The 23,217-nt window shown below is 73.1% G+C and carries 27 protein-coding genes; 10 read left to right on the forward strand and 17 right to left on the reverse strand.

The genetic code is table 11. From position 1 onward, the window contains the following. Nucleotides 1-266: 266 nt before the first annotated feature. The 4 genes from ACFVVA_RS34640 to galE all read left to right on the forward strand — a co-directional run bounded on the left by ACFVVA_RS34640 (nucleotide 267) and on the right by galE (nucleotide 4,187). On the forward strand, nucleotides 267-1,031 hold the full coding sequence (locus ACFVVA_RS34640) for a sigma 54 modulation/S30EA ribosomal C-terminal domain-containing protein (protein ID WP_387694706.1): 765 nt from the start codon (nucleotides 267-269) through the stop codon (nucleotides 1,029-1,031). Nucleotides 1,032-1,083: 52 nt separating this feature from the next. Continuing rightward, nucleotides 1,084-1,569: a hypothetical protein gene (locus ACFVVA_RS34645; RefSeq protein WP_387694707.1), complete on the forward strand. Its 486-nt coding sequence runs from the start codon at nucleotides 1,084-1,086 to the stop codon at nucleotides 1,567-1,569. A gap of 848 nt (nucleotides 1,570-2,417) precedes the next feature. Further along, entirely contained in the window at nucleotides 2,418-3,041 is a 624-nt protein-coding gene (locus tag ACFVVA_RS34650) for a hypothetical protein (protein ID WP_387694708.1), read from the forward strand. Between the two features lie 129 nt (nucleotides 3,042-3,170). Then, complete coding sequence (gene galE, locus ACFVVA_RS34655) at nucleotides 3,171-4,187, forward strand: UDP-glucose 4-epimerase GalE (RefSeq protein ID WP_359902616.1); 1,017 nt, start codon at nucleotides 3,171-3,173, stop codon at nucleotides 4,185-4,187. Between the two features lie 13 nt (nucleotides 4,188-4,200). Here galE and ACFVVA_RS34660 read toward each other — a convergent pair whose 3' ends face one another. Continuing rightward, nucleotides 4,201-4,893, reverse strand: coding sequence for a lytic transglycosylase domain-containing protein (locus tag ACFVVA_RS34660; protein WP_387694709.1), 693 nt, complete (start codon nucleotides 4,891-4,893; stop codon nucleotides 4,201-4,203). A 71-nt stretch (nucleotides 4,894-4,964) separates the two neighbouring features. Continuing rightward, nucleotides 4,965-5,171: an antitoxin gene (locus tag ACFVVA_RS34665; protein WP_359902610.1), complete on the reverse strand. Its 207-nt coding sequence runs from the start codon at nucleotides 5,169-5,171 to the stop codon at nucleotides 4,965-4,967. Between the two features lie 267 nt (nucleotides 5,172-5,438). Between ACFVVA_RS34665 and ACFVVA_RS34670 the strand changes: the two genes are divergently transcribed. Together ACFVVA_RS34670 and ACFVVA_RS34675 are read left to right on the forward strand one after the other, a co-directional pair. Next, entirely contained in the window at nucleotides 5,439-6,053 is a 615-nt protein-coding gene (locus tag ACFVVA_RS34670) for a DUF6542 domain-containing protein (RefSeq protein ID WP_387694710.1), read from the forward strand. Then, nucleotides 6,046-7,674 (forward strand): LCP family protein, encoded by a 1,629-nt coding sequence (locus tag ACFVVA_RS34675; RefSeq protein WP_387694711.1) that lies wholly within the window; start codon nucleotides 6,046-6,048, stop codon nucleotides 7,672-7,674. The genes ACFVVA_RS34670 and ACFVVA_RS34675 overlap by 8 nt, the downstream gene beginning before the upstream one ends. 463 nt (nucleotides 7,675-8,137) lie before the next feature. On the opposite strand, the gene ACFVVA_RS34680 is transcribed toward ACFVVA_RS34675, so the two are convergent. From ACFVVA_RS34680 to ACFVVA_RS34700, 5 genes are all read right to left on the reverse strand, one after another. Continuing rightward, the gene (locus tag ACFVVA_RS34680; RefSeq protein WP_387694746.1) at nucleotides 8,138-9,205 is read right to left on the reverse strand and encodes a helix-turn-helix domain-containing protein; all 1,068 of its coding nucleotides are present in this window, start codon (nucleotides 9,203-9,205) and stop codon (nucleotides 8,138-8,140) included. A 44-nt stretch (nucleotides 9,206-9,249) separates the two neighbouring features. After that, nucleotides 9,250-9,606, reverse strand: coding sequence for a helix-turn-helix domain-containing protein (locus ACFVVA_RS34685; RefSeq protein ID WP_387694712.1), 357 nt, complete (start codon nucleotides 9,604-9,606; stop codon nucleotides 9,250-9,252). A gap of 70 nt (nucleotides 9,607-9,676) precedes the next feature. After that, entirely contained in the window at nucleotides 9,677-9,889 is a 213-nt protein-coding gene (locus ACFVVA_RS34690) for a hypothetical protein (RefSeq protein ID WP_387694713.1), read from the reverse strand. Between the two features lie 343 nt (nucleotides 9,890-10,232). Next, nucleotides 10,233-11,447, reverse strand: a complete 1,215-nt coding sequence (locus ACFVVA_RS34695; protein ID WP_387694714.1) for a serpin family protein — start codon at nucleotides 11,445-11,447, stop codon at nucleotides 10,233-10,235. Between the two features lie 103 nt (nucleotides 11,448-11,550). Next, entirely contained in the window at nucleotides 11,551-12,207 is a 657-nt protein-coding gene (locus ACFVVA_RS34700; protein WP_387694715.1) for a TetR/AcrR family transcriptional regulator, read from the reverse strand. A gap of 107 nt (nucleotides 12,208-12,314) precedes the next feature. Between ACFVVA_RS34700 and ACFVVA_RS34705 the strand changes: the two genes are divergently transcribed. Next, nucleotides 12,315-13,352: a medium chain dehydrogenase/reductase family protein gene (locus tag ACFVVA_RS34705; RefSeq protein WP_387694716.1), complete on the forward strand. Its 1,038-nt coding sequence runs from the start codon at nucleotides 12,315-12,317 to the stop codon at nucleotides 13,350-13,352. On the opposite strand, the gene ACFVVA_RS34710 is transcribed toward ACFVVA_RS34705, so the two are convergent. Next, a complete protein-coding gene (locus ACFVVA_RS34710; protein ID WP_387694717.1) occupies nucleotides 13,339-14,430 on the reverse strand; it encodes a hypothetical protein in 1,092 nt (363 codons plus the stop codon). The genes ACFVVA_RS34705 and ACFVVA_RS34710 overlap by 14 nt on opposite strands. Between ACFVVA_RS34710 and ACFVVA_RS34715 the strand changes: the two genes are divergently transcribed. After that, nucleotides 14,429-15,115 carry a DUF6308 family protein gene (locus ACFVVA_RS34715; protein ID WP_387694718.1) on the forward strand — a complete coding sequence of 229 codons (687 nt, stop codon included), beginning with the start codon at nucleotides 14,429-14,431 and terminating at the stop codon, nucleotides 15,113-15,115. The two genes, ACFVVA_RS34710 and ACFVVA_RS34715, sit on opposite strands and share 2 nt — an antisense overlap. A gap of 411 nt (nucleotides 15,116-15,526) precedes the next feature. On the opposite strand, the gene ACFVVA_RS34720 is transcribed toward ACFVVA_RS34715, so the two are convergent. The 3 genes from ACFVVA_RS34720 to ACFVVA_RS34730 form a co-directional block, all read right to left on the reverse strand. Next, the gene (locus ACFVVA_RS34720) at nucleotides 15,527-15,670 is read right to left on the reverse strand and encodes a sigma factor-like helix-turn-helix DNA-binding protein (protein ID WP_387694747.1); all 144 of its coding nucleotides are present in this window, start codon (nucleotides 15,668-15,670) and stop codon (nucleotides 15,527-15,529) included. 207 nt (nucleotides 15,671-15,877) lie between these two features. Next, nucleotides 15,878-16,174 carry a hypothetical protein gene (locus ACFVVA_RS34725; RefSeq protein ID WP_387694719.1) on the reverse strand — a complete coding sequence of 99 codons (297 nt, stop codon included), beginning with the start codon at nucleotides 16,172-16,174 and terminating at the stop codon, nucleotides 15,878-15,880. Nucleotides 16,175-16,267: 93 nt separating this feature from the next. After that, nucleotides 16,268-16,561: a hypothetical protein gene (locus ACFVVA_RS34730; RefSeq protein ID WP_387694720.1), complete on the reverse strand. Its 294-nt coding sequence runs from the start codon at nucleotides 16,559-16,561 to the stop codon at nucleotides 16,268-16,270. Between the two features lie 270 nt (nucleotides 16,562-16,831). Here ACFVVA_RS34730 and ACFVVA_RS34735 point away from each other — a divergent pair, with 270 nt between their 5' ends. Next, nucleotides 16,832-17,059, forward strand: a complete 228-nt coding sequence (locus ACFVVA_RS34735; RefSeq protein ID WP_387694721.1) for a hypothetical protein — start codon at nucleotides 16,832-16,834, stop codon at nucleotides 17,057-17,059. A gap of 112 nt (nucleotides 17,060-17,171) precedes the next feature. Here ACFVVA_RS34735 and ACFVVA_RS34740 read toward each other — a convergent pair whose 3' ends face one another. The 6 genes from ACFVVA_RS34740 to ACFVVA_RS34765 all read right to left on the reverse strand — a co-directional run bounded on the left by ACFVVA_RS34740 (nucleotide 17,172) and on the right by ACFVVA_RS34765 (nucleotide 21,667). Beyond that, the gene (locus ACFVVA_RS34740; RefSeq protein WP_387694722.1) at nucleotides 17,172-17,576 is read right to left on the reverse strand and encodes a hypothetical protein; all 405 of its coding nucleotides are present in this window, start codon (nucleotides 17,574-17,576) and stop codon (nucleotides 17,172-17,174) included. Between the two features lie 616 nt (nucleotides 17,577-18,192). Further along, entirely contained in the window at nucleotides 18,193-18,630 is a 438-nt protein-coding gene (locus ACFVVA_RS34745) for a DoxX family protein (protein ID WP_387694723.1), read from the reverse strand. A gap of 62 nt (nucleotides 18,631-18,692) precedes the next feature. Continuing rightward, nucleotides 18,693-18,842, reverse strand: coding sequence for a hypothetical protein (locus ACFVVA_RS34750; RefSeq protein WP_387694724.1), 150 nt, complete (start codon nucleotides 18,840-18,842; stop codon nucleotides 18,693-18,695). A gap of 441 nt (nucleotides 18,843-19,283) precedes the next feature. Continuing rightward, nucleotides 19,284-19,445: a hypothetical protein gene (locus ACFVVA_RS34755; protein WP_387694725.1), complete on the reverse strand. Its 162-nt coding sequence runs from the start codon at nucleotides 19,443-19,445 to the stop codon at nucleotides 19,284-19,286. Between the two features lie 384 nt (nucleotides 19,446-19,829). Next, nucleotides 19,830-20,519 (reverse strand): response regulator, encoded by a 690-nt coding sequence (locus ACFVVA_RS34760; protein WP_387694726.1) that lies wholly within the window; start codon nucleotides 20,517-20,519, stop codon nucleotides 19,830-19,832. Beyond that, a complete protein-coding gene (locus tag ACFVVA_RS34765; protein ID WP_387694727.1) occupies nucleotides 20,516-21,667 on the reverse strand; it encodes a sensor histidine kinase in 1,152 nt (383 codons plus the stop codon). Before ACFVVA_RS34765 ends, ACFVVA_RS34760 begins: the two co-directional genes overlap by 4 nt. Nucleotides 21,668-21,834: 167 nt before the next feature. Here ACFVVA_RS34765 and ACFVVA_RS34770 point away from each other — a divergent pair, with 167 nt between their 5' ends. Next, a complete protein-coding gene (locus tag ACFVVA_RS34770; protein WP_387694728.1) occupies nucleotides 21,835-23,025 on the forward strand; it encodes an alpha/beta hydrolase family protein in 1,191 nt (396 codons plus the stop codon). The last annotated feature ends 192 nt before the right edge of the window (nucleotides 23,026-23,217 follow it).

Here is a 23,217-nt window from a genome sequence, read left to right on the forward strand (position 1 = left end):
CCGCCCAGCGCGGGCCCCGCGCGCGCCCCCGGCGGGAGGGCGCACGTTGAGCAAACGCGCCGGTTTCCCGAGCGTTGCGCCGAATGTGCGGGGATCACTCCAACGGCCGAGTGGATCGACCCTTTCGTGCGTGCTCGAAACCCCGTGTTGACCTGCGCGGATGCGTCCGTCCGGGTGGTCCGCGGCTTGCCTGCGAGGCAGGGTCTTTGGACCCTCGCCGCACGGGCGTGCGAGGGACAGCATGGATGCGGAGAAGGAGGAACCTGATGACCCGTCTGCGCCACCGGCCGGCCCTCGACGTCCGGGTGGAGATCCGCGGCGAGCTGCCCCGCGAGGACGCCGAGTACGCCCGGGCCCGGGCGCTGGCCACCGCCACGGCGCTCGGCCCCGACACTCGCGCGCTGCGACTGCGGCTGACCCGCTCGCGCCACCGGTCGGTGACCCGGCCCGCACTGGCCCAGGCGGACGTCGACCTGACGGGCGTCGGACATGTCCGGGTGCAACTGGCCACCGGCACCGCACGGGAGTCCGTCGACCTGGTGCTCGGCACGCTGGCCGGCCGCGCCGTCCGACTGCGCGAGCAGGGCGACATCGGCTTCGCCGCCGCGTACGAGAGCGCCTACCGCCCGCAGTTCGCCGACCGCCCGCTCGCCCAGCGGCGGATCGCCCGGCACAAGGCGGTCGTGCCCGCCCGCCGCAGCCCCGAGCAGGCCGTGCTCGAACTGCTCGCCCTCGACCGGCGGTTCCACCTCTTCGCGGACGCCGCCACCGGCCGGGACGGCCTGGTCCACCGCTGCTCGCCGGGCGGCACGCTGGAGTTGTGCGCCGCGGGCACCAGTGCGATGCCCCCGCTCGACCTCGCCGAGGCGGCCCGCCGGCTCTGGCTCACCGGTCGCCCGTTCGTCGGCTGGACCGACCCCGGCGACCACCGGGCGCGGGTGCTCTACCGCCGCTTCGACGGCCACTACGGCCTGATAGCGCCGGTATCGGACGGCCGGATCGGGGCAGGAACCCTGTTGGCACAGGACTGACACCACGACGCAACGACCACACCACGAACTCTCCACGACAGGGGCCGGGACCATGGACTGCGACGAGGTCATGCTGACCGTCCGGATCACCGCCGCCGAGCGGGCACTGCTGCGCGAGCTCGCACGCGGGCACGGCGGCGACGTCTCCGAGGTGGCGGTGGACGGGCTGCTGGAGGTCATCCCCGCACTGCACGACGACGCCTGCGGCCTGCCGCTGCTGCGCGTTCTGGCCAGGCCGGCACCCTTCGCGCTCACCCTGTGGCTGCCCGCGCCGGTCGCGGACCTGCTGCCGCTGCTCGGCGAGCGGCTCGTACGGACCGGCGGTCCCGCGGCCGGGCCGGCCAGCGCCGCGCTCTCCGCGGCCCTGCGGCTCTGGCTCGCCGGGGACCGGGTCGTCCTGGCGGCCGGGCTGGCCCGGTTGCACGGGGGCTGCGGCGCCGGTGGGGTGGCGGCGGTGCGACCGGGGGTGGGTGCGGCGGTGCGCTCCGGGGTGGGCGTGGCGGCCTTCGGGGTGGAGCCGGTGAAGGCCGCGGCCTGACCCTTCGGCCCGTCTGACGATTCGTCATATTCCGCTCGGTGCAGGCACGTCCGGATGCCGGCGCCGCGCACCGGCCGCCGTCCGGGGCGGCTCCGGTGTGCCCGGCCGCGGTCCGGCCGCGGTCCGGCCGAACCGGGCGATCGAACCTGGCCGTCGAACCGTCCGGGGAATTCTGCAAGAGGTTTCTGTTATTCCCGGTCGCCCCTCCCGCTCTCCGGAGTGTCGGAAGACCCGGGCCCCCTCCACCGCGGGGACGCGCGGGTCGTCGTCGCACGAGGAGGGAACGCGATGGGGCACCCGGGCGGCGGGCTCCGCCGGCGCAGGAGCGCAGGCTCACCCCATGAGGTGTCCATCAGCCAGATCGCGCCGAATTCCGCCGACCTGATCCGACGGGCCGCGCCCGCCCGGCCCGCCCGGTCCGGCGCCCCGGACGGCAGTCGCGCGCCGACGCGGCCGCCCGGACGCGACGACCCGCCGAAGCCGGCGGCGGGTCCGCCCTCACCGCGGACGCCGGCGCGCCGGTGCCCGGGCCCGGAGCGCGGCGGTGCCGCGGTGGCCGGCCATCGGAGCCGCGACAGCCGAAGCGGCAGCCCTTACCAGAACTGGTCGCTGTCGAAGACCTCGTGAGCCGTTCGGGGTAAGGCTGTTCCCGTGAGCCCGTAAAACCGGTCGGCCCGTACGCCGGCCGACCCTTCGACCCGAGCCGCCGACGCCCGCGCGCCGCGAGGCCCGCAGGCCGGCAGGTCCGTCGCGCCGGGAACGGCCGCCGCCCACCCAGCGGCAGCCGCTCCCGGCGCCGGCCGTTCCCAGCGTCCCTGCCCCCCACACCGCCCCGAGGACCCTCCCGTATGCGAACCCGCCCCCACTTCGCCGCCCTCGCCCTCACCGCCGCGGCCCTGCTGTCCGCGGCCGTACCCGCCGCCGCCCACGGCGACAGCGTCCACCTGGACGTCATCGGCCAGCAGAACGGCCGTGTCAGCACCGTCGCCACCTGGGAGAACGACCACGACCCGGTGACCGGGGAGTTCGCCGGCACGCTCCTCGCGACGGCCTCCGACGGCCGCACCGTCGGGCCCTGGCGCCTGGTCACCGTCCCCGGCCGCCCGGGGACGTACACCACCCGGGAGGCCCTCCCGGTCGGGCACTGGCGGGTGACGGTGGACTGCGCCTTCCCCGCCCTCGGGCACGGCGAGCGCGAGCTCGACGTCGACACCGTCGAGATCACCGACCCGGCGCCCCCCACGGCGCTGTCCGAAACCGCGCCGCGGTCCGCCGGGGTGACCCCCGCCCCGCTCCGGGAGAGCACCGGCGCGACGGGGACCACCGCCGCCCCCGTCTCCGCCCGGGAGGCCTCGCCCGGCCCCGCCCACGCGACCACCTCCGACGCCACCGCCTGGGCGGCCATCGGCACCGCCTGCGCGGCCGTCGTCCTGGTCGCCACCGGGCTCTGGCTGCGCCGTCACCGCGGCTGAGCCGCCCGGCACCGCCCGCCCCGGGAACGGGGACGCACCCGCGGTGGAACCGGCCGGGTGCGAACCGACGTCCCTTCCGGTCACCGGGCGCCACCGGGCGCCCGGACGACCGCAAGGGAGCGTCCGCGCATGAAGAAGGTCCTGATCACCGGCGGCGCGGGTTTCATCGGCAGCACCGTCGCCTCCGCCCTGCTCGACCGGGGGATCACCCCGGTCGTGCTGGACGACCTGTCCCGGGGCCGGACCGAATTCGTCGCGGACCGGGTCTTCTACCGGGGCGACATCGCCGACGCGGCCCTGCTCGACCGGATCTTCGCCGAGCACCCCGACATCGACGCCACCGTGCACTGCGCCGCGAAGATCGTCGTACCGGAGTCGGTGGCCAAACCGCTGTACTACTACCGGGAGAACGTCGCCAAGACCGTCGAACTCCTGGAGGCCCTCCAGCGCCACGGCTGCACCCGGGTCGTCTTCAGCAGCTCCGCCTCGATCTACGCCCCCACCCCCGACGCCCGGGTCGACGAGAGCAGCCCGGTCGACGCCGGGAGCCCGTACGCGCGCACCAAGCAGATGATGGAGCAGGTCCTCCAGGACTGGACCCGGGGCGAGGGCGCCGAGCGCCAGCGGGTCATCGCCCTGCGCTACTTCAACCCGATCGGCGCCGACCCGCAGCTGCGCACCGGCCTCCAGGACCTCCGGCCCACCCACGCCCTCGGCAAGCTGATCGAGGCGCACACCACGGGCACCCCGTTCACCGTGACCGGCACCGACTGGGCGACCCGCGACGGCTCCGGCATCCGCGACTACGTCCACGTCCAGGACCTCGCCGAGGCGCACGTCGCGGCGCTGCTCCGGTTCGACGAGGTGATCGCCCCGGGCGTGGCGGACCGCTACCGGGTGATCAACGTCGGCACCGGGGACGGGACCACCGTGCGGGAACTGATCGCCGCCTTCGAGCAGGCCGTCGGCACCGGCCTGGAGGTGCGGGAGGCGGGCCCGCGGCCCGGGGACGTGATCGGCTGCTACGCCGTCGTGGACACCGCACGGGACCTGCTCGGCTGGCAGCCGCGGCGCGGCATCGCCGAGGGGGTCGCCGATGCGCTGGCCTGGCGGAGGGTCTGGTCCGCCCGGATCGGCGTCAGCTGACCGCCGGAGGCTGTCAGGCCACGGCCTCGCCGGACTTCGACCAGTTGTCGCGCAGCCGGTCGAGGTAGGACTGTGCCTGGGAGCCGATCTTGACGCCCCGGGCGAAGGCCAGCATGTTGCCCGCGCCCGCGTTGTAGCCGAGGGCGACCAGCTCGTCCCGGGTGAGCGGCACGCCCGGGCGGGCGGGCAGCTGCGCGGCGAGGTCGTGCAGGTGCCAGGCGGCCGCCTGGACGGCCAGGTTCCGGTCGTCCGGGAGTTCCTCCCACTGCCGGGAGGCGAACGGGCGGCCGGGCTTGGTGTCGTCGAAGGCGGCCCGGTGCATGTTGGCGATGCCGAACGAGGCGTCCGGCTTGCCGCGCTGCCAGGCCCGTTCGAGTTCGGGGTCGTGCGGCTTGTACGCCTCGTTGTAGAGGATCGCCATCAGCAGCTGCGGGTTGACCCCGGCCTCGGCGGCGTACTGGCGGACCGGCGCCGCGTAGTCGGCCGGGTCGTAGCGGCCCGAGGGCTTCGAGGGTTTCGACGGCGGACCGGAGGAGCCGGCCGACGGTGCGGCGCCCGGGGAGGGGCCGGAGGCGGCGGTCGGGGAGGGGTCGGCGGAGGCCGCGCCGTCGTGGCCGTTGCCGCGGACGAGACCCAGTCCGGCCACCACCACGACGCCGATCACCAGCCAGCGTCCCCGGCCGGACCCCTTCTTCTCCTCGCTCACCGCTGCCGCCCCTCCCCGTTCGCTCGTGCGCCCGTTCGAGCGCCGTGCGGCTGATCGCTCCCTGCGGCAGGTTACTCGGCGGGCTTCTGGTCGCCGTCGAGGTTGCGCAGGAAGTCCTTCGCCTTCTCGACGCCGGTGTCGATCTGCCCGCTGTACTTGCCGTCCGTGCGGTCGTCGATCGCGTCGCCGACCTTGTCCAGGCCCTGCCCGATCACGTCGCCGTGCTCGCGGGCGAGGTCGGTGGCCTTGTCCGCGAGGTTCTTCAGACTCTCAAACATGGTGACGCTCTGCTCCTCTGATGCGTTCCTGATGGTGTGCCGACGTGGCGGGGATCGTGACCATCCTAACGACGGCCCACCAGGCGGTCCGTCGCCGCCGGGTGACGGCGGATGACTTTGCTGAAATGGGTTCGTATGCTCAGGCCATCTTCTACAGCGATGTAGAGGGTGGGGTCCCCGCCAGGACGCCACCAGGACCGAAGGCGTCCCGGCACGCGCGGCGGCGCGATTGCTCCGCCGCGGCCGCAACGATCGAGGGAAGTGCGCATGGCCGGTCAGCGGGCGAGAACGCCGTACCAGGACGCGGGACCGCGCACCGAGGACCGCGCCCTGCCCGCGCAGCGCTCCCGGGCGGCCGGTGCGGGCGGTCCGGGGAGCCCCGCGGGCGCCGCGGCGCCCCGGGCGGCCCGGACACCGCGCCCCGGGGCGGCCCGCCGCCGCCAGCAGGCGCGTCGTCGCGGCGGGACGGCGGCCGTGCTCTCGGCGGTCGGGCTGCCGCTGCTCGGGGCGGTCGCGGACGAGGTCGACGGACCGGGCGTCAGCCTCCTCTTCGCGGTGGGCGCGGTGCTCGGGACGGCGGCCGCCGCACTGCTGTGCAGCCGGGCGGGCCGGTGGTGGGTGGTGACGGCCGCACCGGTCGTGGTGCTGCTCACCGCCTCGGGCGTCGAGTACCTCGCGCACCCCGGGACGTACCAGGGGAAGAACCTCGGCACCGGCGCGCTGCGCTGGGTGGTCGGGGCCTTCCCGGTGATGGCCGCGGCCGTCGCGGTGGCGTTCGCCGTGGTCGCGGTCCGCGCCGTGCCGACCCGCCGCCGGGTGGTACAGCAACGCCGACGAACCGGCCGGACGGCCGCCCCGGTCGGAAGGGGCCGCCGTGGCTGAGCGCGGCAACAGCCGTACCGGCGGCCGAGGTCAGCGAGGTCAGCGAGGTCAGCGCGGGCAGGCCGCGCGCCGCGCCGCCGCCCCGCTGACCGTCGCCGGGCGCACCCTGGCCTGCACCGTCTCGGTCGCCGTGCTCGGCGCCAGCGGCTTCACCTGGTACGAGTACCGCAGCCTGGACGACGGCATGGTCAAGTCCTCCGCGCTGAGCGAGGCCAAGAAGAACGCCCCGCCGCACCTCGACAAGTCCGTCAACCTGCTGCTGATCGGCCTGGACAGCCGCAAGGACATGGACGGCAACGACCTGCCCAAGCAGTTCGTCGAGGACGAACTGCACGCCGGCTCCAGCGGGATCGGCGGGTACAACACCAACGCCCTGATCGTGCTGCACATCCCGGCCAACGGCGGCAGGGTCACCGCGCTCTCCGTCCCGCGCGACGACTACGTGCAGACCGTCGGCGCGGACGGGAGGATGCACAAGATCAAGGAGGCGTACGGCATCGCCAAGGAGGCCGCCGAGCAGAAGCTGGCCGGCAAGGGGCTCTCCAAGGCGCTGCTGGAGCGGCAGAGCCGCGAGGCCGGCCGCTCGGCCACCATCCAGACCGTGCAGAGCCTCCTGGACGTCCCGATCGACCACTTCGCGGAGGTGAACCTGATCGGCTTCTACGACATCGCCAGGGCGGTCGAGCCGATCCAGGTCTGCCTCAACCACCCGGTGGACGACCCGATCATCGCCCGGACCGCCACCCACGAGGGCGGCGGCACCGGCCTCAAGCTCCCGGCCGGGATCAGCTCTCTCAACGCCGCGCAGGCACTCTCCTTCGTCCGCCAGCGCCACCACCTCACCAACGGCGACCTCGACCGCACCCACCGGCAGCAGGCGTTCCTCTCCTCCGTCGAGTACAAACTCAAGCAGCAGGGCATCCTGAACGACCTCGGGCAGATGCAGAAGCTGTTCGCGGTGGTGAAGAAGGACGTGGTCATCGACAACGAGTGGAACATCCTCGACTTCGCCCAGCAGGCGCCCAACCTGACCGGCGGCAACGTGGAGTTCAACACCCTGCCGATCAGCGGCTTCAGGACGGTCGGCGGGCAGGAGGTCAACACCGTCAACCCGGACCTGATCAGGAAGATCGTCCGGCAGCTCTTCAACCACGAGCCGGCGCCGGCCCCGCCGGCCGCCGCGCCGCCCGGGGAAGGGCCGGGCGAACCCGCCCCGTCGCCCTCCGCCACCCCGAGCACGGCGCCCAAGGCGGTGGTCGACGTCAACGCGGCCGCGGGGGCGGGCGCGGCGGCCAACGAGTCCAGGGCGCTGGCCGAACTCGGCTACCAGGCGGGCCGGATCGGCGACGCCCCGGCCAGGACCCGGGCCACCACCGTCGCCTACGGGTCCGGGGCCAAGGCCGACGCACAACGCCTCGCCGCCCGCTACGGGGTGAACGCCTTCTTCTCGTCGGCCGTCCCCGCGGGGCGCATCCTGCTCACCCTCGCCGTCTCCCGCACCCCCGCGCCGACGGCCGTCCCCTCGGCCACCGCGGCCGGCGATCCCTCCGCCGACCCGGCGGCGGGGCTGCCGATGCAGGGGCCGGCGGTGAAGGCGGGCGGGATCCCGTGCGTGGACTGAGGCCCGACACGTTCCACCGGCCGGTACGCGAGCGCATCCTGCAGTGACCTCGAAGTCCGCTCCGGCCCTGGCAACCGGATCGCCGTTCCGCTTTCACACGGCACCCGCATTCCGCTCCGGCTCGGCCACCGGGACGGCGCTCTGAGCACCATCGTCAGCCTTGAACTCGTCGCCGGGCGGGCCCACATCGGTGCCCGTCCGGCGCTGGGCGAGGTCGGTGCTGCCGACGCTCGGCCTGGACGGCCGGCAGCAGGACGCCGTGCTGGACGATGTGCGGCTCGTGCTGTCCGAACTCGGCACGAACGCCGTCGTGCCCGGCTGTGGCGGCGAGCGGCCGGACGTGGCGCTGACCGCCCGCCTGCCGCCTGGTCGCCGGCTGCCCCGCGCACTGCCCTCCGGCCGCCGGTCGCAGACCCGGCGCCCCGGGGAACCACCGTGCTCGGCTGCCCCGGCGGGGGCGCGCTCAGGGGCCTCGTCGGCTCCGGCTGCCGGGACACCTGCCTCGACCGACGGCCTCCGGCACCGTCCCGGCCACCGTCCTACGGGGCGACGGCAGACCGGCTCCCTGCCACCGCAGGCACCGGCTGTGAGCCCCTTGCCGCAGCCGAGCCCGACGACGGCGCCCCGGTGCGGACCATCCTCGCCGACCCCGACGGCCGGCGCACCGGAACTGCCAGCCTGCGCGGCTGCGGCGCGACCTGAGCCCTGAGGCCGGCGAACACGTCGCCGTAAACCGGCACGGGCACTGGCACCGGCACCGGCACCGAAACCGGAGCCTTCCCCATGTACTGCGCCTGGCTGCGCTGAGCTGCTGGGCGTCCTCGTACGCCTGCTGGAGAAGCGTCGTCAGATCGGTGACCTCGGACTTCAGCCTGGTGACCTCCGCGTCCAGGGCCCCGGTACGGCTGTGGGTGTCATTCAACCGCTTCGCCAGCTCGACGGTCAGCGGCGTCCTCGGGCCGGTCGCGTTCAGCGCCTTCCAGCGGAGCTCATGGAGCATCGTGCGCAGGGCCGTCCCGTCGCCGGGGCCGGGAGCCGCGAAGGCCGCGAGGTTGTCGACGACATTTCGAGGCGGCACCCGGTGACCGTTCAGGTAGCGGGACATCGTGGCGGGGCTGACGAAGACCGCCCCGGCGACCTGGCGGATCGAGCACTGCCGTGAACGGACCACTGCCCGAAGGGTGTCCGCGAGCGTCACGACCTCGGCCGGGAGACCGGAGTCCAGGGGGACGAGCGGCCTCGACTGACGCCACCGGACGAGCTCGGCCTCCTTGCCCGGTGCCGTCGCAGAGCGGCCCCCGCCCTCCTCCCGGGCCACCTCGGACAGCGCCCGCCGCAGTCGGTGCCAGGCACCGCGGTACCACTCGAGAACGCCCGGTCCGCCGCCACGGCCCCCGTACGAGGCCGCGAAGTGCAGACAGCTCCGAACGAAGCCGACGAGCAGAGGAAGGCGCGGCAGGCTGCGGCGCCGCAGGTTCAGTGCGTCGCCCACGGTGCTTCGGCCCGCGTGGGTGTCGAGATGCCTGGACATGTGCCGGGAGACCCACCCCAGCGACGGTTCGCCGGCCCAGGCCTTCAGCTCGCGCAGGCACTGCACGAACTCTCCCACCGTCCGGCAACCGCTGGGGTCAGGGGGCAGTGCGGGGCTGAACCCGAGAACCCGGCATCGGCACGGCGAGTGCGCGCGACGTTCCACTGCGCGGCCCAGAACTCCCGGTCGCCGCCGCAGGCGGTGCCGTAGGCGACGGTCACCGTCAGACTGGGCAGCCGTCTGCCGGAGGCGGCCTGGGCGAGCGCCGACACGGAGAAACCGGTCCGATGCGCCAGGGCTTCGTAGGGAGGCAGCCCCGCCTCCTCCCGGGCCCGGCGCAGCAGCAGGGCGAGCCCCGCGTACGGGGCGTGCGGGTCGATGGGGTTCTCACGACGTGGCACGGCGTACCTCCTCACGGTGCGTGGCGGTGCCGCAGGCGTGCGGCACCGCCACGGTGGATGAACCGGACCGTCAGGAGGACTGGCCGAGCTCGCGAGCGACCGCGCCCGTGGCGAGGACCGCCGCGATGGCGGCCTGGACGTCGTAGCCCAGGACGACGAGCACGACGACCGCGACGCCGGTCGGGAGGATCCAGGGCACGCCGAGCGTGCGGTTCCCGGGGAGGTGGATGCAGAACGCGGCCCCGCTGGCGGGCCTCCGCGAGGTGTGACGGCGCATGGCCATGGTGATCATGTCCTTTGGTCCGGACGGTCGCCACGCACCACCCGAGGCCCCGTCTGTTGCCGCAGGCCCCTCGCCCCGCCCGGCGGTGCCGCACGACGCGGCACCGCCGGCGTTGCGTCCGCTCCTCGTGGCGCCGGTCGTCCGAGATGGTGGCGTCGGATCCACGCGGCTGGTCGGGGAGGCACAAGGCCGGAGGCGCCGGCCGCGCCGTTCGCGCAACGGCTGCGCAGCGGTGGCCACCTGCCGGGCGGGCGCCGCACTCGCGCCGCTTCGGGCGGGCATCCTTCACACCGCACCCGACCGTCCGACGCTGCCCCGTGCCGTCCGTTGCTTCACGGGCTCATCATTCCCAGGACGATTCCTCGAAGGCGTCGGGTTCGGTGATCCAGCCGGCGTTCAGGACGAGCCGTGAGGTGCGGTGGACGGCGAGGAAGCCGAACGGCCGGTCGAATCGAGCGCTGATTATGCGGGCGCGACAGCGGTACCGCGGCGGTAGCCCCGCGCCCGCGACGCTCAGGGCAGTGACGCTCGCGGAACGGAAGCCGCGGGCGCCGAACGTGGCAGTCACCGTCTGTGCGGCGGCCTCGACCGCCAACGGCTCGGCGCTGATGCCGGGGAAGTGACCTCGGGTTCCGTCCGTTGCTGTTCGGAGGCCGAACAGCTCAGGGTCCTCGAGCAGATCGTGGCGGGCGGTGACGGTGAAGGGCACGGTTTCCACCACCAGCTTCGATTCGCCGTCGAGGCTGGCAACGCGCTCGACCGTCAGCCCGGGGCCCGGAGCGCCGTCGGGGAGTTGACCGCCCGGGAGTACTGTCCTCCGGTTGTCGAGGGTCCGCACCGCTGCCGCCAGCACATGTCCTGGCTGGGCGTCCTCCGTCCCCAGGAACAGGTGAACATCGACTCCCTGGGCGCCGAGAACGTGGAGCACGGTGACGGGACCTGTCGGGGTCTGGGTGACTCCCACGCGGTCGAGGAGTGCGGTGACCCGGGACAGGCCGGCCATGTCCCTGCCCCGCCAGGGGCCGGCCGCCGCCTCCAGGCCGCAGGGTTCGAACGGCCGGATCCAGTCGGTACGGACCGTGAGGGCGCTGGCCAGCACCAGTCGGGTGTCCTTCCCGACGGTCACCGGCATCGACGGGATCTGTCCGCCGGTGCACGTCGCCGCCCAGGCGTCGAGTCGAGCCTGGTCCGAGGCCGCGTCGCCGGTGAGCTGTCCGTGGACGCGCTCGGGGAGCGCGGCAAGCCAGCTCCGCTCGATCGGCAGAGCTTCGTGGGTCCACAGGCCGAGCGCCCCTTGCACGCCGGGCATCGCATCGATCGCGGCCAGCAGGCTCCGCGCCTCGCCCGCAGCCCGGTCTGCCGGGATGCCGATGGCATCGGCAAGTTCCGTACGGACGGCGGCGGTTGCGCCGTCTGCCAGCAGAGCCAGCAGCGGCCACACCCCGGCGGTGGTGAAGGCCGTGCCGCCTTCCGGTAGAGCGGCGGCCCAGCGCGCGGTCAACGCATTGACGGCCCGGACGGTGGAACTACGAATCATGCCCACCCCTTCGAGGAACACCTGACCCCGGGAGCGTAGGGCCGACCCGTCCGGGGCGGCCAGCGATATACGTGGGCGCTCCTGGTGACGAACCGCGAGCTCGGCTCGACTCGCCGCCGCATGATCAATGATCGGACGGGCCTTGGCTCTTGAGGTGCGCCAGCGTGGAGATCAGCCGGTCGGCGATTCCCTCGGGCCAGGGGAAGGCGATCGTCACCGCCCGCTGGTGGGCCAGCCCGTGCAGGCCCAGCCACAGGGCGACGGCGTCCGCCCAGGGGTCGTCGGTGGCGGCCAGGCCGGCGGCGGCGCACTCGGCCAGGACGTCGGCGAGCAGGTGCAGGGGCGCCATGCCGAGGGTGGCCATGTCCTCCTGCGTCACGGCGGTGTCCTGGAGCACGGGCACCCAGACGCCGCCGAGCATGGTGCGGTAGCGCTCCGGGTGGTCTTCGGAGAAGCCCAGGTAGGCGTGGCAGAAGGCGAGCAGACGTGCCCGGGGGTCCTCGCCGGCCGCGTCCACGGCGGCGCGGAGTTGTGCTTCCAGCTGGTCGAAGGCCTGCTGCACCACGGCCAGCATGATGGCCGGCTGGTCGGGGAAGTGGCGGTAGATCGAGGGGGCGGCGATCCCGACCCGGCGGGCGACGGAGCGCAGGGTGACGGCGCTCTCGCTGCCGGTCTCGTCGAGCAGCTCGACCGCGGCGGCCACGATGTCCTCGCGGAGACGGGCACCCTCCCCCCGGCGGTTGCGGGGGCGGGCGGACTGTGTGCTCGATTCGTTTCCCATGCCGTGAGCTTACAGGTGAAAACTTACAGCCGACAGGCCTTGTATGCCGTGAGCTTACGTGCGTAACGTTACGGCCGTAAGCAATGCCGAGCCGAACGGAGCACGCCATGAACGACGCCGTCATCACCCGCGCCATCGAGGTCGTCCTGCCGGGCGAGGTCGAGCCGGACGGCCTCCGGCTGCGCACCCGCGACCTCCCGCCGCCGACCGACGGCCGGGTCCTGCTGCGGATGGACGCCACCGGCGTCTCCTTCGCCGAGCAGCAGATGCGCCGCGGCAAGTACTACGACCAGCCACCCTTCCCCTTCGTGCCCGGCTACGACGTGGTCGGCACGGTGGTCGCGACCGGCCCCGGCGTCGACCCGGCGATGACCGGGCGCCGCTTCGCCGCCGTCACCAAGACCGGCGCCTGGGCCAGCCACCTGCTGATCGATGCCGCGGACGCCGTCCCCGTGCCGGACGGCGTGACGGCCGCCGACGCCGAGACCGTGGTCGTCAACGGCGTGACAGCCTGGCAGATGCTGCACCGGACGGCGAAGGTGGCCCGGGGCGCGACGATCGTCGTGCTCGGCGCCAACGGCGGCGTCGGCTCGACCCTCGTCCAACTGGCCCGGCACGCCGGGATCACGGTGATCGGCACGGCCTCCGCACGCCACCACGACACCGTCCGCGCCCTCGGTGCGACCCCGGTCGACTACCGCGACCCGGACGCGTACCAGCGCATCCGGGAACTCGCGCCCGACGGCGTCGACGCGGTGTTCGACCACGTCGGCGGCGCCGGACTGGCGCGGTCCTGGCAACTGCTGCGCCGCGGAGGGGTCCTGGTGTCCTACGGCACCGCCGCCACCAAGGACGAGGCCGGCGACTCGCGGCTCCCGGTGCTGAACCTGTTCGCCCGGTTGGCGTTGTGGAACCTGCTCCCCAACGGGCGCTCCGCGCACTTCTACAACCTGTGGGCGGGCAGGCGCCGCCCCGCGGCCTTCCGGGCCCGGCTGCGCGAGGACCTCACCCAGGTGCTGGCCCTGCTCGCCGACGGCACGCTCACCGCCCAGGTCGCCGCAGAGTTCCCCCTCGACGAGGCCGCGGCCGCGCTCGCCCTGGCCGAGTCGCGCACCGTCGCTGGCAAGGTCGTCATCGTCCGCTGACCCGGGGCCGGCGAAAGGCCCGACCTCCCCTCCCCGGAGAGCAGGATCGGAGCTCCACGTCGCCGTTTGCCTGCTGGCGGCCGCGTGGCTGTTCACCGCCGCCCGGGCCTACCGCACGATCCGCCGCGGCGAGGTGCAAGTCGGCGAGTACGGCCTGCAGGTTGCGCCAGGACCGGCCCCAGCGGGCGGCGAACTGCGCGGGCGCCAGGCGCACAGGCGGACCCGTTGCAGATGGTCGGCGGGTTCGGAGTCCAGGCCGAGTGCGGCCGGGGTCCGTCGTCGTGCAGCACGTGCTCGGTGTCGGGGCCAGGACGACGGGACCGGTGCCGGCCTGGTCGAGCCAGTGCTGCTGGGCCTGGGCGATCACGCGTCCGGAGATGACGCGCAGGGTGGTGCCCTGGGCGTAGTGACCGCGGAAGGTCTCCTGGTGGTGGTCGTCGGCAATGGTGGCGATCGCGCCGCCGGTGGCGACCGCCTTCTCGGCTTTGACGCTCTTGCGCATCCGGCGGATGTCGACCGGGCCGGTGATCTGCACGCCGACGTGATCGGCCCAGTGGCGGAAGGGCACCTGAGAGGGCCGCCAGTGGGCCAGGCGCAGGCGGGCACTGCCCGCCCAGGCATGCTGTCTGCACCACCGCGGCAGCCCTCGATCGTCACCTGCCCCCGCGTGGGCGGTCAGGCAGTCGCCGTTCCAGGCGTTGGAGTGGATGTACGTCCCGGCGTCACCGTCCGCGTACCACCGGCGCTCCTCACCAGGCAGGGTGCCGAAGCCGATGCCGGCGCCCCAGCGACGCTGGGGGCCGAGGACGCCGCGGTTTCCGCTGTCGCGGGTGAGGTTGCGGTACCACCAGGCGCCGAGGCCGCCGGACTGCTGGGTCTCGTAGGAGGAGAAGGTGACCGTGCTGCCGTCGTTGTTGGCCACCCACCACCACTGGTTGGACTGCCCGGTCTGCGCGTAGGTGTACACCGGGGCGCCCTGGCTTGTGTTGTGGGCGTAGTCGTCCCGATACTGGCCGGTGCCCATGTTCAGGGTGTGCGCCCAGCCCTGCAGCACCGCAGCGTCGGACGGAGTACCCATGTTCTCTCCCGCCAAGACGGCCGGGGCCCCGGTGTCACTGTTGGGGAAGCGGCTGCGCGCGCTGGTCGATGCCGAGCGTGTCGTCGGAGACCTACGCCGCTACTACGGGATTGGCCTGCCGCCTGATGCGGCTCCATTCACGGGGAGCCGGTTCGAGCATCTGGCCGGTGGCGGAGATCGCCCGGAGACCGCCGGTCGGATCACGGCGGAGGACTTGATCGCGGTGGAAACCCTCTCGGTGTCCATCCCGGTCGAGCTGAAGCTGGACATGCTGGAGGGCCCGCTCGGCGACGAACTGGCTGACCTGCTGTCCGCGATCCCGGCTGGCGTGGACCTGGCGCACGTTGACGCCGCCACGGTGGCCGACGGTTCGCCGGCGGACCAGGCGTGGCGGCTTTTGGAGTCCCAGCACGGGCTGGGCTGGGTGATCTCGGGGAAGATCCTGGCCCGTAAGCGTCCGCAGTTGCTTCCGGTCTACGACACGGTGGTGCGTTGCGCGCTGGGCCGCCCGCGCCCGTTCTGGCTTTCGCTGCATGCCGCGATGGGCGAGGACGACGGCTCCCTGCACCGCCTGCTGCTCGACCTCCGCCAGGCTGCGGACCTGCCGGAGACGGTCAGCGCGCTGAGGGTATGCGATGTTGCGGTGTGGATGGGCCACCGAGCCCTTGATCATGCCTGCCGCTGACGGGTGACCACTCAACAGCCGACTGGTCCGAGCGGCCTGTCCGGCGTGTGGGAGTGACGGACTTTAGCTGCCCGCTGGACGTCGCGGCCATGGTCAAGGCCGCGCATCACCGTGACACCGGGGCCAGGGACCTGGTTGCCTCCGACGGAACGAGGCGGTAGACGGTCAGCTTCGGGACGTGCAGCAGGGCGGCGGCTTCCGCGATGTTCAGGAACCTGATGTCTTGCGCCGGGGGAGGCACGACCGGGGGAGTGACGGCGGGCCTGGCCGGCGTGCTCATCCAGGCCACCAGCTTGTCCAGTTCCTCCTGGACGAAGGCCTCGCTCGACGCGGGGACGGCGTCCCGTTAGACCTGCCGGAACAGCCCCAGCAGGTCGTCGTCGGCGCGGTTGGTGATGTGCCGGAACGTGGTCATGAGACCTTCCTCTTCTTCGCGGTGCTCTCAGGCCGGAGGTCACCGACTTCGCGGTCCAGGCGCAGACGGGCCTTGTGGAGCTGTACCCGTACCGTGGCGGGTGAGATGCCGAGGCTGCGCGCGATCTCCGCCGGGTCCAGGCCTTCGCGCCCTCCAGCGGGCGGGTGCCGACCTCGTCACCATTGCAGCGCGGCTTCGTGGAAGGCGTGCTGGACGAGGTCGGCGGCGTCCGTCCGTCCGGCCGGCCAGAAGGATGGTGGAGGCCAGCACATCGCGATACACCGCCCGGAAGAGCACGGTGACGGCTTTGGCGACATCCGTCGGGATTCGCCTGTTCTCCGTCTCGGTCATTTGGCTCCCTGGCTCTGCTTGTCCGCGTTCGGTGCTCCCCAGGTCGGCCGGACGCCGACCTGGACCCGCATGCCTGGTCCGCCCGTTTCGCTCTCCTGTTCCACGGCGGTGCCCAGCGGCGACCGTTCGACCAGCGCGACCAGGGTGCGGCGGCGCTGCCACTCGGTCAGCTGCCGCGCCGCCACCCCCAGAGCCCCGAGCAGGGCCAGCACGATCCACGAGGGCTGACTGCCCAGTGCCACGAACGGCACCACCGGGGCCCAGCCGAGCAGTTGGGTTACCTGACGCCTCATGCCCAGAAGTCGAACGGCAACGCCAAACCGTTTACATCTGCGAAAAGACGATCCGGGCCGGTCCGGGGCCGGTGGCGAGATCGGGGCAGGGATTCAGGGGATGTAGAGGCTCTGGCCGCCGGTGGTGATCTCGTCGTCACCGGCGCTGATGCGGCCCAGCTCCTCTCCGTTGCAGTCCGGACCCGAGTAGACGGTCACGGCCGTGTCGGTGTTGTTGTCGACGATGCTGGAGTCCTCCAGGGGGTAGCAGCCGGAGGGGTCCGTGTAGACCTCTTCGTTGTTGACGTAGAGGTTTCCGGTGGCTGCGGTGGCCGGGCCGGCGGGCAGGACCAGGGCGGCGGCGGTCATCAACGGGACGCCGAGAGCGGCGCGGCAGGTGATTCTCATAACCATGTGCATAGCCATTTCGGGCCGGTGCCGTGACAGGGACGGGCAGGGGTCGCCCTTGGAGGGCGGGCCCGATGGGCCGAATGCCGGGTGCCCCACGGCCGCCGCCGGCGTCGACCACGACCCCGGCCCGCGGCCCGGGCACGCCGACGGCGCTCCCGTCGGCGGCCAGGGCGGTGTGGAGGCGTTGGCCTTCCCGCCCGCGGCGGCTACGGGCACCTGGCCGCGTTCTCCACCGAGGTCGAGCACGCGATCCCGCGCCGCTGCTCCTTGTTCACCGACCTGGTGCTGCGCGACCGCGGCGCGGACGTGCCGGTGCTCCTGATCGAGGTCGACCGGGAGAACGTGGCGTGTGCGCAGTTGCTCGGTCGTGGCCATCCGGAACTGGAGCAGCGCGGCGACCACGGCATGGTCGATCTCGGGCGGCGCAGCAGGAAGGCCCTGCCGCCGAAGGCCGGCGGGGTGGCCCGAGGCGAGGGGCCGACCGGGCGCGCATGACACGGCCGGGCTGCCGGTGTACAAGTGCCCGGGTGGAGGGCGGGCCCCGACAAGCCGGGACGGCCGGTCGATCCTCGGATCGACCGGCCGTTTCGTTTTCCGTGGACGCCGGTCAGTTGGCGACGACGGTGGCCGCGGCCCCGCCCCGGTCGAGCTCGGCGTCGTAGATGTGCACGACCACGTTCACCGAGGACCTGATCCACGTGTCACCGGGCGAGGTGACGCCCACCGGAATGGTCACGGTCTCCCCGCCGGTGCAGGGGAGCTGGACCGAGCCGACGCCCGATACGGCGGATTGCGTGGCCTGGACGGTGATCTTGACCCACTCGAATATCGGGAGGCACCGGTAGCTGACGGAGACGTTCAGTGTCCGCCCGGCATCCGCGACGGTGGCGCCGTTGACGCCTATGGAGAGTCCCCCGGCGCTCGCGGGCGCGGTTGCGAGGATCGTGCTCGCCATGGCAAGGGCGGGGACGGCCAGGAAACGGGCGAACTTGGTACGGGTAGATGCGCTCATGACAACCTTCTCTCCGGCAGTGGCAACGGACGGGATGGGGTGATCGAGGGGAGCTTCCGAGCCCCCATGCTGCGGTCCGCCGGTGACTCGGGAGTCAGAAGAGTCGGTGGATGTCTGGAATGACACCGCGATGTGGCGTGGAGTCGCTCGCAAGCTCAGGATGGCTCGCCGTAGCCGGATCCCGCTTCCGGGCAAGCACGAAACCGCAATATTGAGCCCGACGAACAACGCGTCCACCCGCCCCCCGCACCAAGGGCCGTCTCCCCACCACCGGGGAGGCGGGCCCTTTTGCATGCCCCGACGAAGGAGATGCCGATGCCGACGCTCCACTACGACCCCGCCGCCGCCCCACCCTGCGCTGCCTGGCGAAGGGCCGGAAGGCCGACCCGGCGAACCCCGGCAGAGCGTCCAGGACATGCAGAACGCCGCGCACCAGCGCCCGCGCCGCCCCGATCGGCGCACCGGTGTCCTCGTCCACCAGCACGATCCCCACCAGCCGCCCGCGCAGCCCCTGACCGGTACGCCCGCGCTCGGTCCACTGCACGAGCGGCCACCCGCCGGACCCGACAGGGAGCCGCGACGCCGGCCCTCTGCTGACGGCCCCCCAAGCACCAGGTCAGCGCGAGCGGCCGAGCAGCTCGGCCGTCTCGGCGCGCCGGTGCCAGGCGATGACGGCCAGCGGCACCATGAAGATGAACGGGGTCCCGGCGTTCTCGCCGTGCATGGCGGTGAGCTGGGTGATGAACGCGAACGCCAGGAAGATGATCAGCGCGGTCGCGGCCGGCCCGGCCAGCCGGCGGACCAGCAGGCCGACCGCTCCGGCCAGTTCCACGAGTCCCGTCAGGTACATGAACCAGTGGCCTGCCCCGATGGCGTCGAAAACGGTCGTGGCGGCGGGGAGCGCGAGCAGCTTGGGCAGCGCGCTGGCCAGGGCGAAGAAGAGCGCGAGCAGGACCCGCAGCGTCCGGACCACCCGGACCACGGCCGTGCCGGACTTCGCGGTGGCGGTGGCGGTGGCGGTGGTCGTGGTGGCGGCGGTGGCGGTGCTGGACATTTCAGGTCTCCCTGGTCGGCTGTCGTTGCTTTCTCAGGTTTGACCGCCGGCGCCACCCGAACTCATCGGTCCAGGAAGAAAAAGTCTTCCGGCAGCCCCACCTCCAGCGCCAGCAGCTCGCCGACGGTCTGCCGCCTACGGATCCGCCCGGCCCGATCGCCCTCGACCGTGACCCCTGGGATCAGTGGTCTGGAGTTGTAGTTCGACGACATACTCGCCCCACCTGCGCCGGTGTCGTGGAAGACCGCCCGGTCCCCGATCTCCGCGGCCGCCGATCGTGTGGATCGCCGCTGTCGTCCCGCGAAGACCTGACCCGCCCCGCGCCGAGACCCGGTTGGGGTCGTGCGGGCAGCCATCGAGGCCACCGGTCAGGGATATTGCCGGTCGGGCAGCGGCCGCTGTCGCTGACTGTTCCGGGGGTGGCGCCGGTCCAGGCGAATTGGAGCCAGCTCATTGCGATGACGGCAATTGCTGTGACCGCGATGAGCCTCCGGGTCGAGGCTGTGGTTCATGCTCACCGGCTGAGGCTGCGGCGTGCGTCTGTGTGTGGCCGACCGGGCCGCTTCACCGGGAGTTTTCTTTGCAGATGGCGGACGGGCCGTCACCGGTGCTGCGGTGGCGGCCCGTCGAGGGTGATGCTCAGAGGGTGATGCTCATACGGCCGGGCCGATCAGACCTGCCAGGGCCCGGTGTGCGCGTCGGGTGGTGCGCTCGGCGCGGCTCTTGAGCCGGAGCGCGCGCGTGAGGCGGTACTTCTCGGCCTCCCGCAGACGCTCGTCGATCGTGGCTCGCGCGACCTCGATGTTGTAGATCATGGTGCTCCCCCTGTCCGGGGTGATTCGTCGGCATCATCGTCATGCCGGCCCTTCGGACCACCCTCTGTGCTTCAGAGCCTACACCCAAATACGGGGCAAGGCCTTGTATTTAACGTTCTGTTCAAGAAATCGCCTGCTGATCGAAGGCTTTGATGCCGATCGGCTCCCAGGTTCCGTATGGCGGCGATTCGGTGCCCGGATCCCTGCCCGGGCCGTCGCGAGAGCGGCACCAACCCCGGCCGGCTGGTCGAACGCGTCGTCGCGGCCGGACCGGTCGAGCGCCGCACCGACGCCGAGGACCGCCGCACACGGGACCGATCGGGGTCGGCACGACCCACCGCCGGGGGAGTCCCCTTCAGGTCCACCGTCCCGGCCGGTGAGGCGTCAGCCCGCGGACGGTGGGTTCCCGCCCGCGGTGACCACGCCTGTCTCATAGGCGATGACGACCAGCTGGGCCCGGTCATGGGCGTGGAGCTTGGCCAGCAGCCGCCGGACATGTGTCTTGACGGTCGCGATGCTCAGCCCCAGATGCTCGGCGATCACGCGGTTGGGCAGTCCCCGGGCCACCAATCGGAGCACTTCCCGTTCCCGTGGGGTCAGGCCCGCCAGCTCCCGGGCGAGTCGCGGGCGCGGCTCGTGGAGTCCGGCGAACTCGCGGATCAGACGGCGGGTGACCGTGGGCGCGAGCAGGGCCTCGCCGGCGGCGACCACCCGCAAGGCTGTCAGCAGGTCGGCGGGGAGGATGTCCTTCAGGAGGAATCCGCTGGCTCCGCCGCGGAGTGCCGCGTACACGTACTCGTCCAGGTCGAACGTGGTGAGGACCAGCACCCGGGTGCCGGCGGCGTCCGGGTCCGCGCAGATGCGCCGGGTGGCCTCCAGACCGTCCGTGCCCGGCATCCGGATGTCCATCAGCACGACGTCGGGCCGCAGCCGCAGGGCGAGTTCGACGGCCTGTTCGCCGCTGACGGCCTCGCCCGCGACGGTGAGGTCGGGCGCGTTCTCGATGAGCAGGCGGAAGCCCGCCCGCAACAGCGCCTGGTCATCGGCGATGAGAACCCGCACCGGCCGGTTCACCGGGCTGTCTCCGATCCGCAGGGCAGCCGCGCGTGCACCCGGAATCCGCCCGTCGCCAGGGGGCCGGCGGAGAGGGTCCCGCCGCACATGGCCGCCCGCTCCCGCATCCCGACGAGTCCGTGCCCGCCGCCAGGGCGCCCGGGCGGGAACCGGGACGGGAGCCGGGACGAGAGCCGGGACGGCGCGTCGTTGACGACCTCGATCTCGACGGCCTCGGGGCCCGTCCGGGAGAGGTTCACCCGGCAGTCCGCCGATCCCGCGTGCTTGACGACATTGGTGAGGGCTTCCTGAACGATCCGGTAGACCGCCAGTTCCACCCCCGGGGGGAGCGGTGGATCCGGGTCGACGGACAGCTCCACGCGCGGGCCGGCGCCGTCCGCGAGTGCGGGCAGGTCGGCCAGACCGGGGGCGGTCCCCGACTCGGCTCCGTCACCGGGTGATCGCAGAACGCCGAGCATGCGGCGCATCTCGGTGAGCGCCGTCCGGCCCGCTGTCCCGACCAGTGCGAGGGTCCGCTCGGCCTCCTGCGGGTTGGTGGAGGCCACCGCACGGGCCACCTCGGCCCGTACCGCGATGACAGTCAGATGATGGGCCACCACGTCGTGGAGCTCGCGGGCGATCCGCAGCCGCTCCTCCGTCACGGCCTGCCGGGCGGCGAGTTCCGCGTACGACCGCTGCTCTCTCAGCGCGGTGCCCACCAGCCAGGGCAGGGTCATCATGAAGGAGGCGAAGACGATGCCCCACGCGACCCCGGAGGCCGGGACCGGTCGCGGTACGAGGGCCATGGCCGCCGCGACGGCGCCCAGCGAGCAGCCGAGCGCCGTCACGGACCGGCGCCGCGGTTCCTGCGCCGCCACCGTGTACAGGGCGGCCCCGACGGGGACCCAGGACTCCTCCCATCCGGTGAACGCCATGGCGAGGACCGCTCCGGCCAGGACCGTGTACAGAACCCGGACGGACCATCTGCGCCGTACCGCGATCGGCAGCCAGACCAGCGCCGCCACGGCTCCCGCGCCCCAGCCACCGCTCAGCGTCTCGCTCGCGCCGAACGCCAGGGCGAGGAGCACGGCCGCGACCGTGTCCACGCCGTGCCACTGTCCGTCCCGCAGACGTCCGGCCACCAGCGGCCGTGACTCCCCGTCGCCCATGCCGACCACGCTATCCAAGCGGGGGCCCGGGGCCTGTCAGCCCGGAGGACGTCATCTCACGGGCTGAGTCATCCGCGCGGCCGATGCCCGTCGTACCCTCCTGGGCTGACACCGGGTTCCTTCCCGGGGGCGAAGCCGCCGGGCCCGTCGGACGGAACAGTGGAGTCATGAATCGGAGAACACTGCTGTCCTCGTGCGCCGGACTGGCCGCCGCCATGACCCTCGGTCCGCTCGCGCCGGTGGCCGTCGCGCGACCGGCGCAGGAGGAACCCGTGCGGTTCCAGCTGCCCGCCCCGAACGGACCGTACCCGCTGGGTACGATCGCGCTGCACCTGGCCGACACCGCGCGGCCGGACCCCTGGGTGCCCTCCCGCCCCTGCCGTGAGCTGATGATCAGCATCTGGTACCCCGCCCGCGGCCGCGCGGACCGCCCCACCGTTCCCTGGATGCCTCCGGCGGCGGCCGACCGGTACCTGAGCCTCCTCGGTCTGCCTCCCGGCCGGGTACGACTGGGAGGCACCCACGGCCACGAGGGGGCTCCCGTCGGCGGCCCGCCGGGCCCCCTGCCCGTCGTGCTCTACTCTCCCGGCGCCAACGCGTCACGGTCGTTCGGCACCGGCGTCGTGGAAGACCTCGCCAGTCACGGCTTCCTGGTGGTCACCGTCGACCACACCTACGACGCGGCGGCGGTCGCCTTCCCCGGTGGACGCGTCGAGACGAATCCGCAGGGCGGGATCAGCGACTACGCCAAGGCCCTCGCGGTCCGTACCGCCGACATCCGGTTCGTCCTGGACCGGCTCGCCGTCCTCCGCTCGGGTGGCCACCCCGGTGTCTGCCGCACCCCGCTGCCCACAGGCCTGCGCGGGGCGCTCGACCTGCGGCGCGTCGGGATGCTCGGTCACTCCCTGGGCGGCGCCACCACCGCCGCGACGATGCTCATCGACGGGCGGATCACGGCGGGAGCGAGCCTGGACGGGGGCGCGGCGGGCCCGGTGGTGGACGCCGGGCTCGACCGTCCGTTCCTGGTCGTGGACACCCTGGGCAAGGGCGGCATGGAGAGCAACCCCGCCCTGCGCGCGTTCTGGTCGCATCTGCGCGGCTGGCGCTTGCATCTGACCGTACGGGGAGCCGCGCACCTGTCGTTCGGCGACGATGTGCTGATCCTGCCGCTGCTCGCCCCTCTCCTGGGCATGTCACCGCCCGATCTGGAGCAAGAGGTCGGGACGATTCCCGGGCATCGGGCACAGGCGTTCCAACGCGCTTACCCGCGAGCCTTCTTCGACCTCCACCTCCGCGACCGGGGGCGGCTGCTCGACGGTCCCTCTCCCGGCTTCCCCGAGGTCGACTACGCCCGGTGAACGCCTCGGCGCCGGGCCCGCCCGTCCGGGCTCCGAGGTACGACGCCGGGGCGTTCACCGGGCGGGGTCCAGCGAGGGAGGGTCGTCGGTGTCCTCGGCTTCGCAGGGAGGATCACGACCCGGGGAACCCGGGGAATCCTGCGGGGCGGCGCCTCCACCGTCCCGACAGGGCAGCGGTGCCCCGGACGGGGC

The organism is Kitasatospora sp. NPDC058048, from assembly GCF_042885555.1.
GTDB classification, from domain to species: Bacteria; Actinomycetota; Actinomycetes; order Streptomycetales; family Streptomycetaceae; genus Kitasatospora; species Kitasatospora lactacystinica.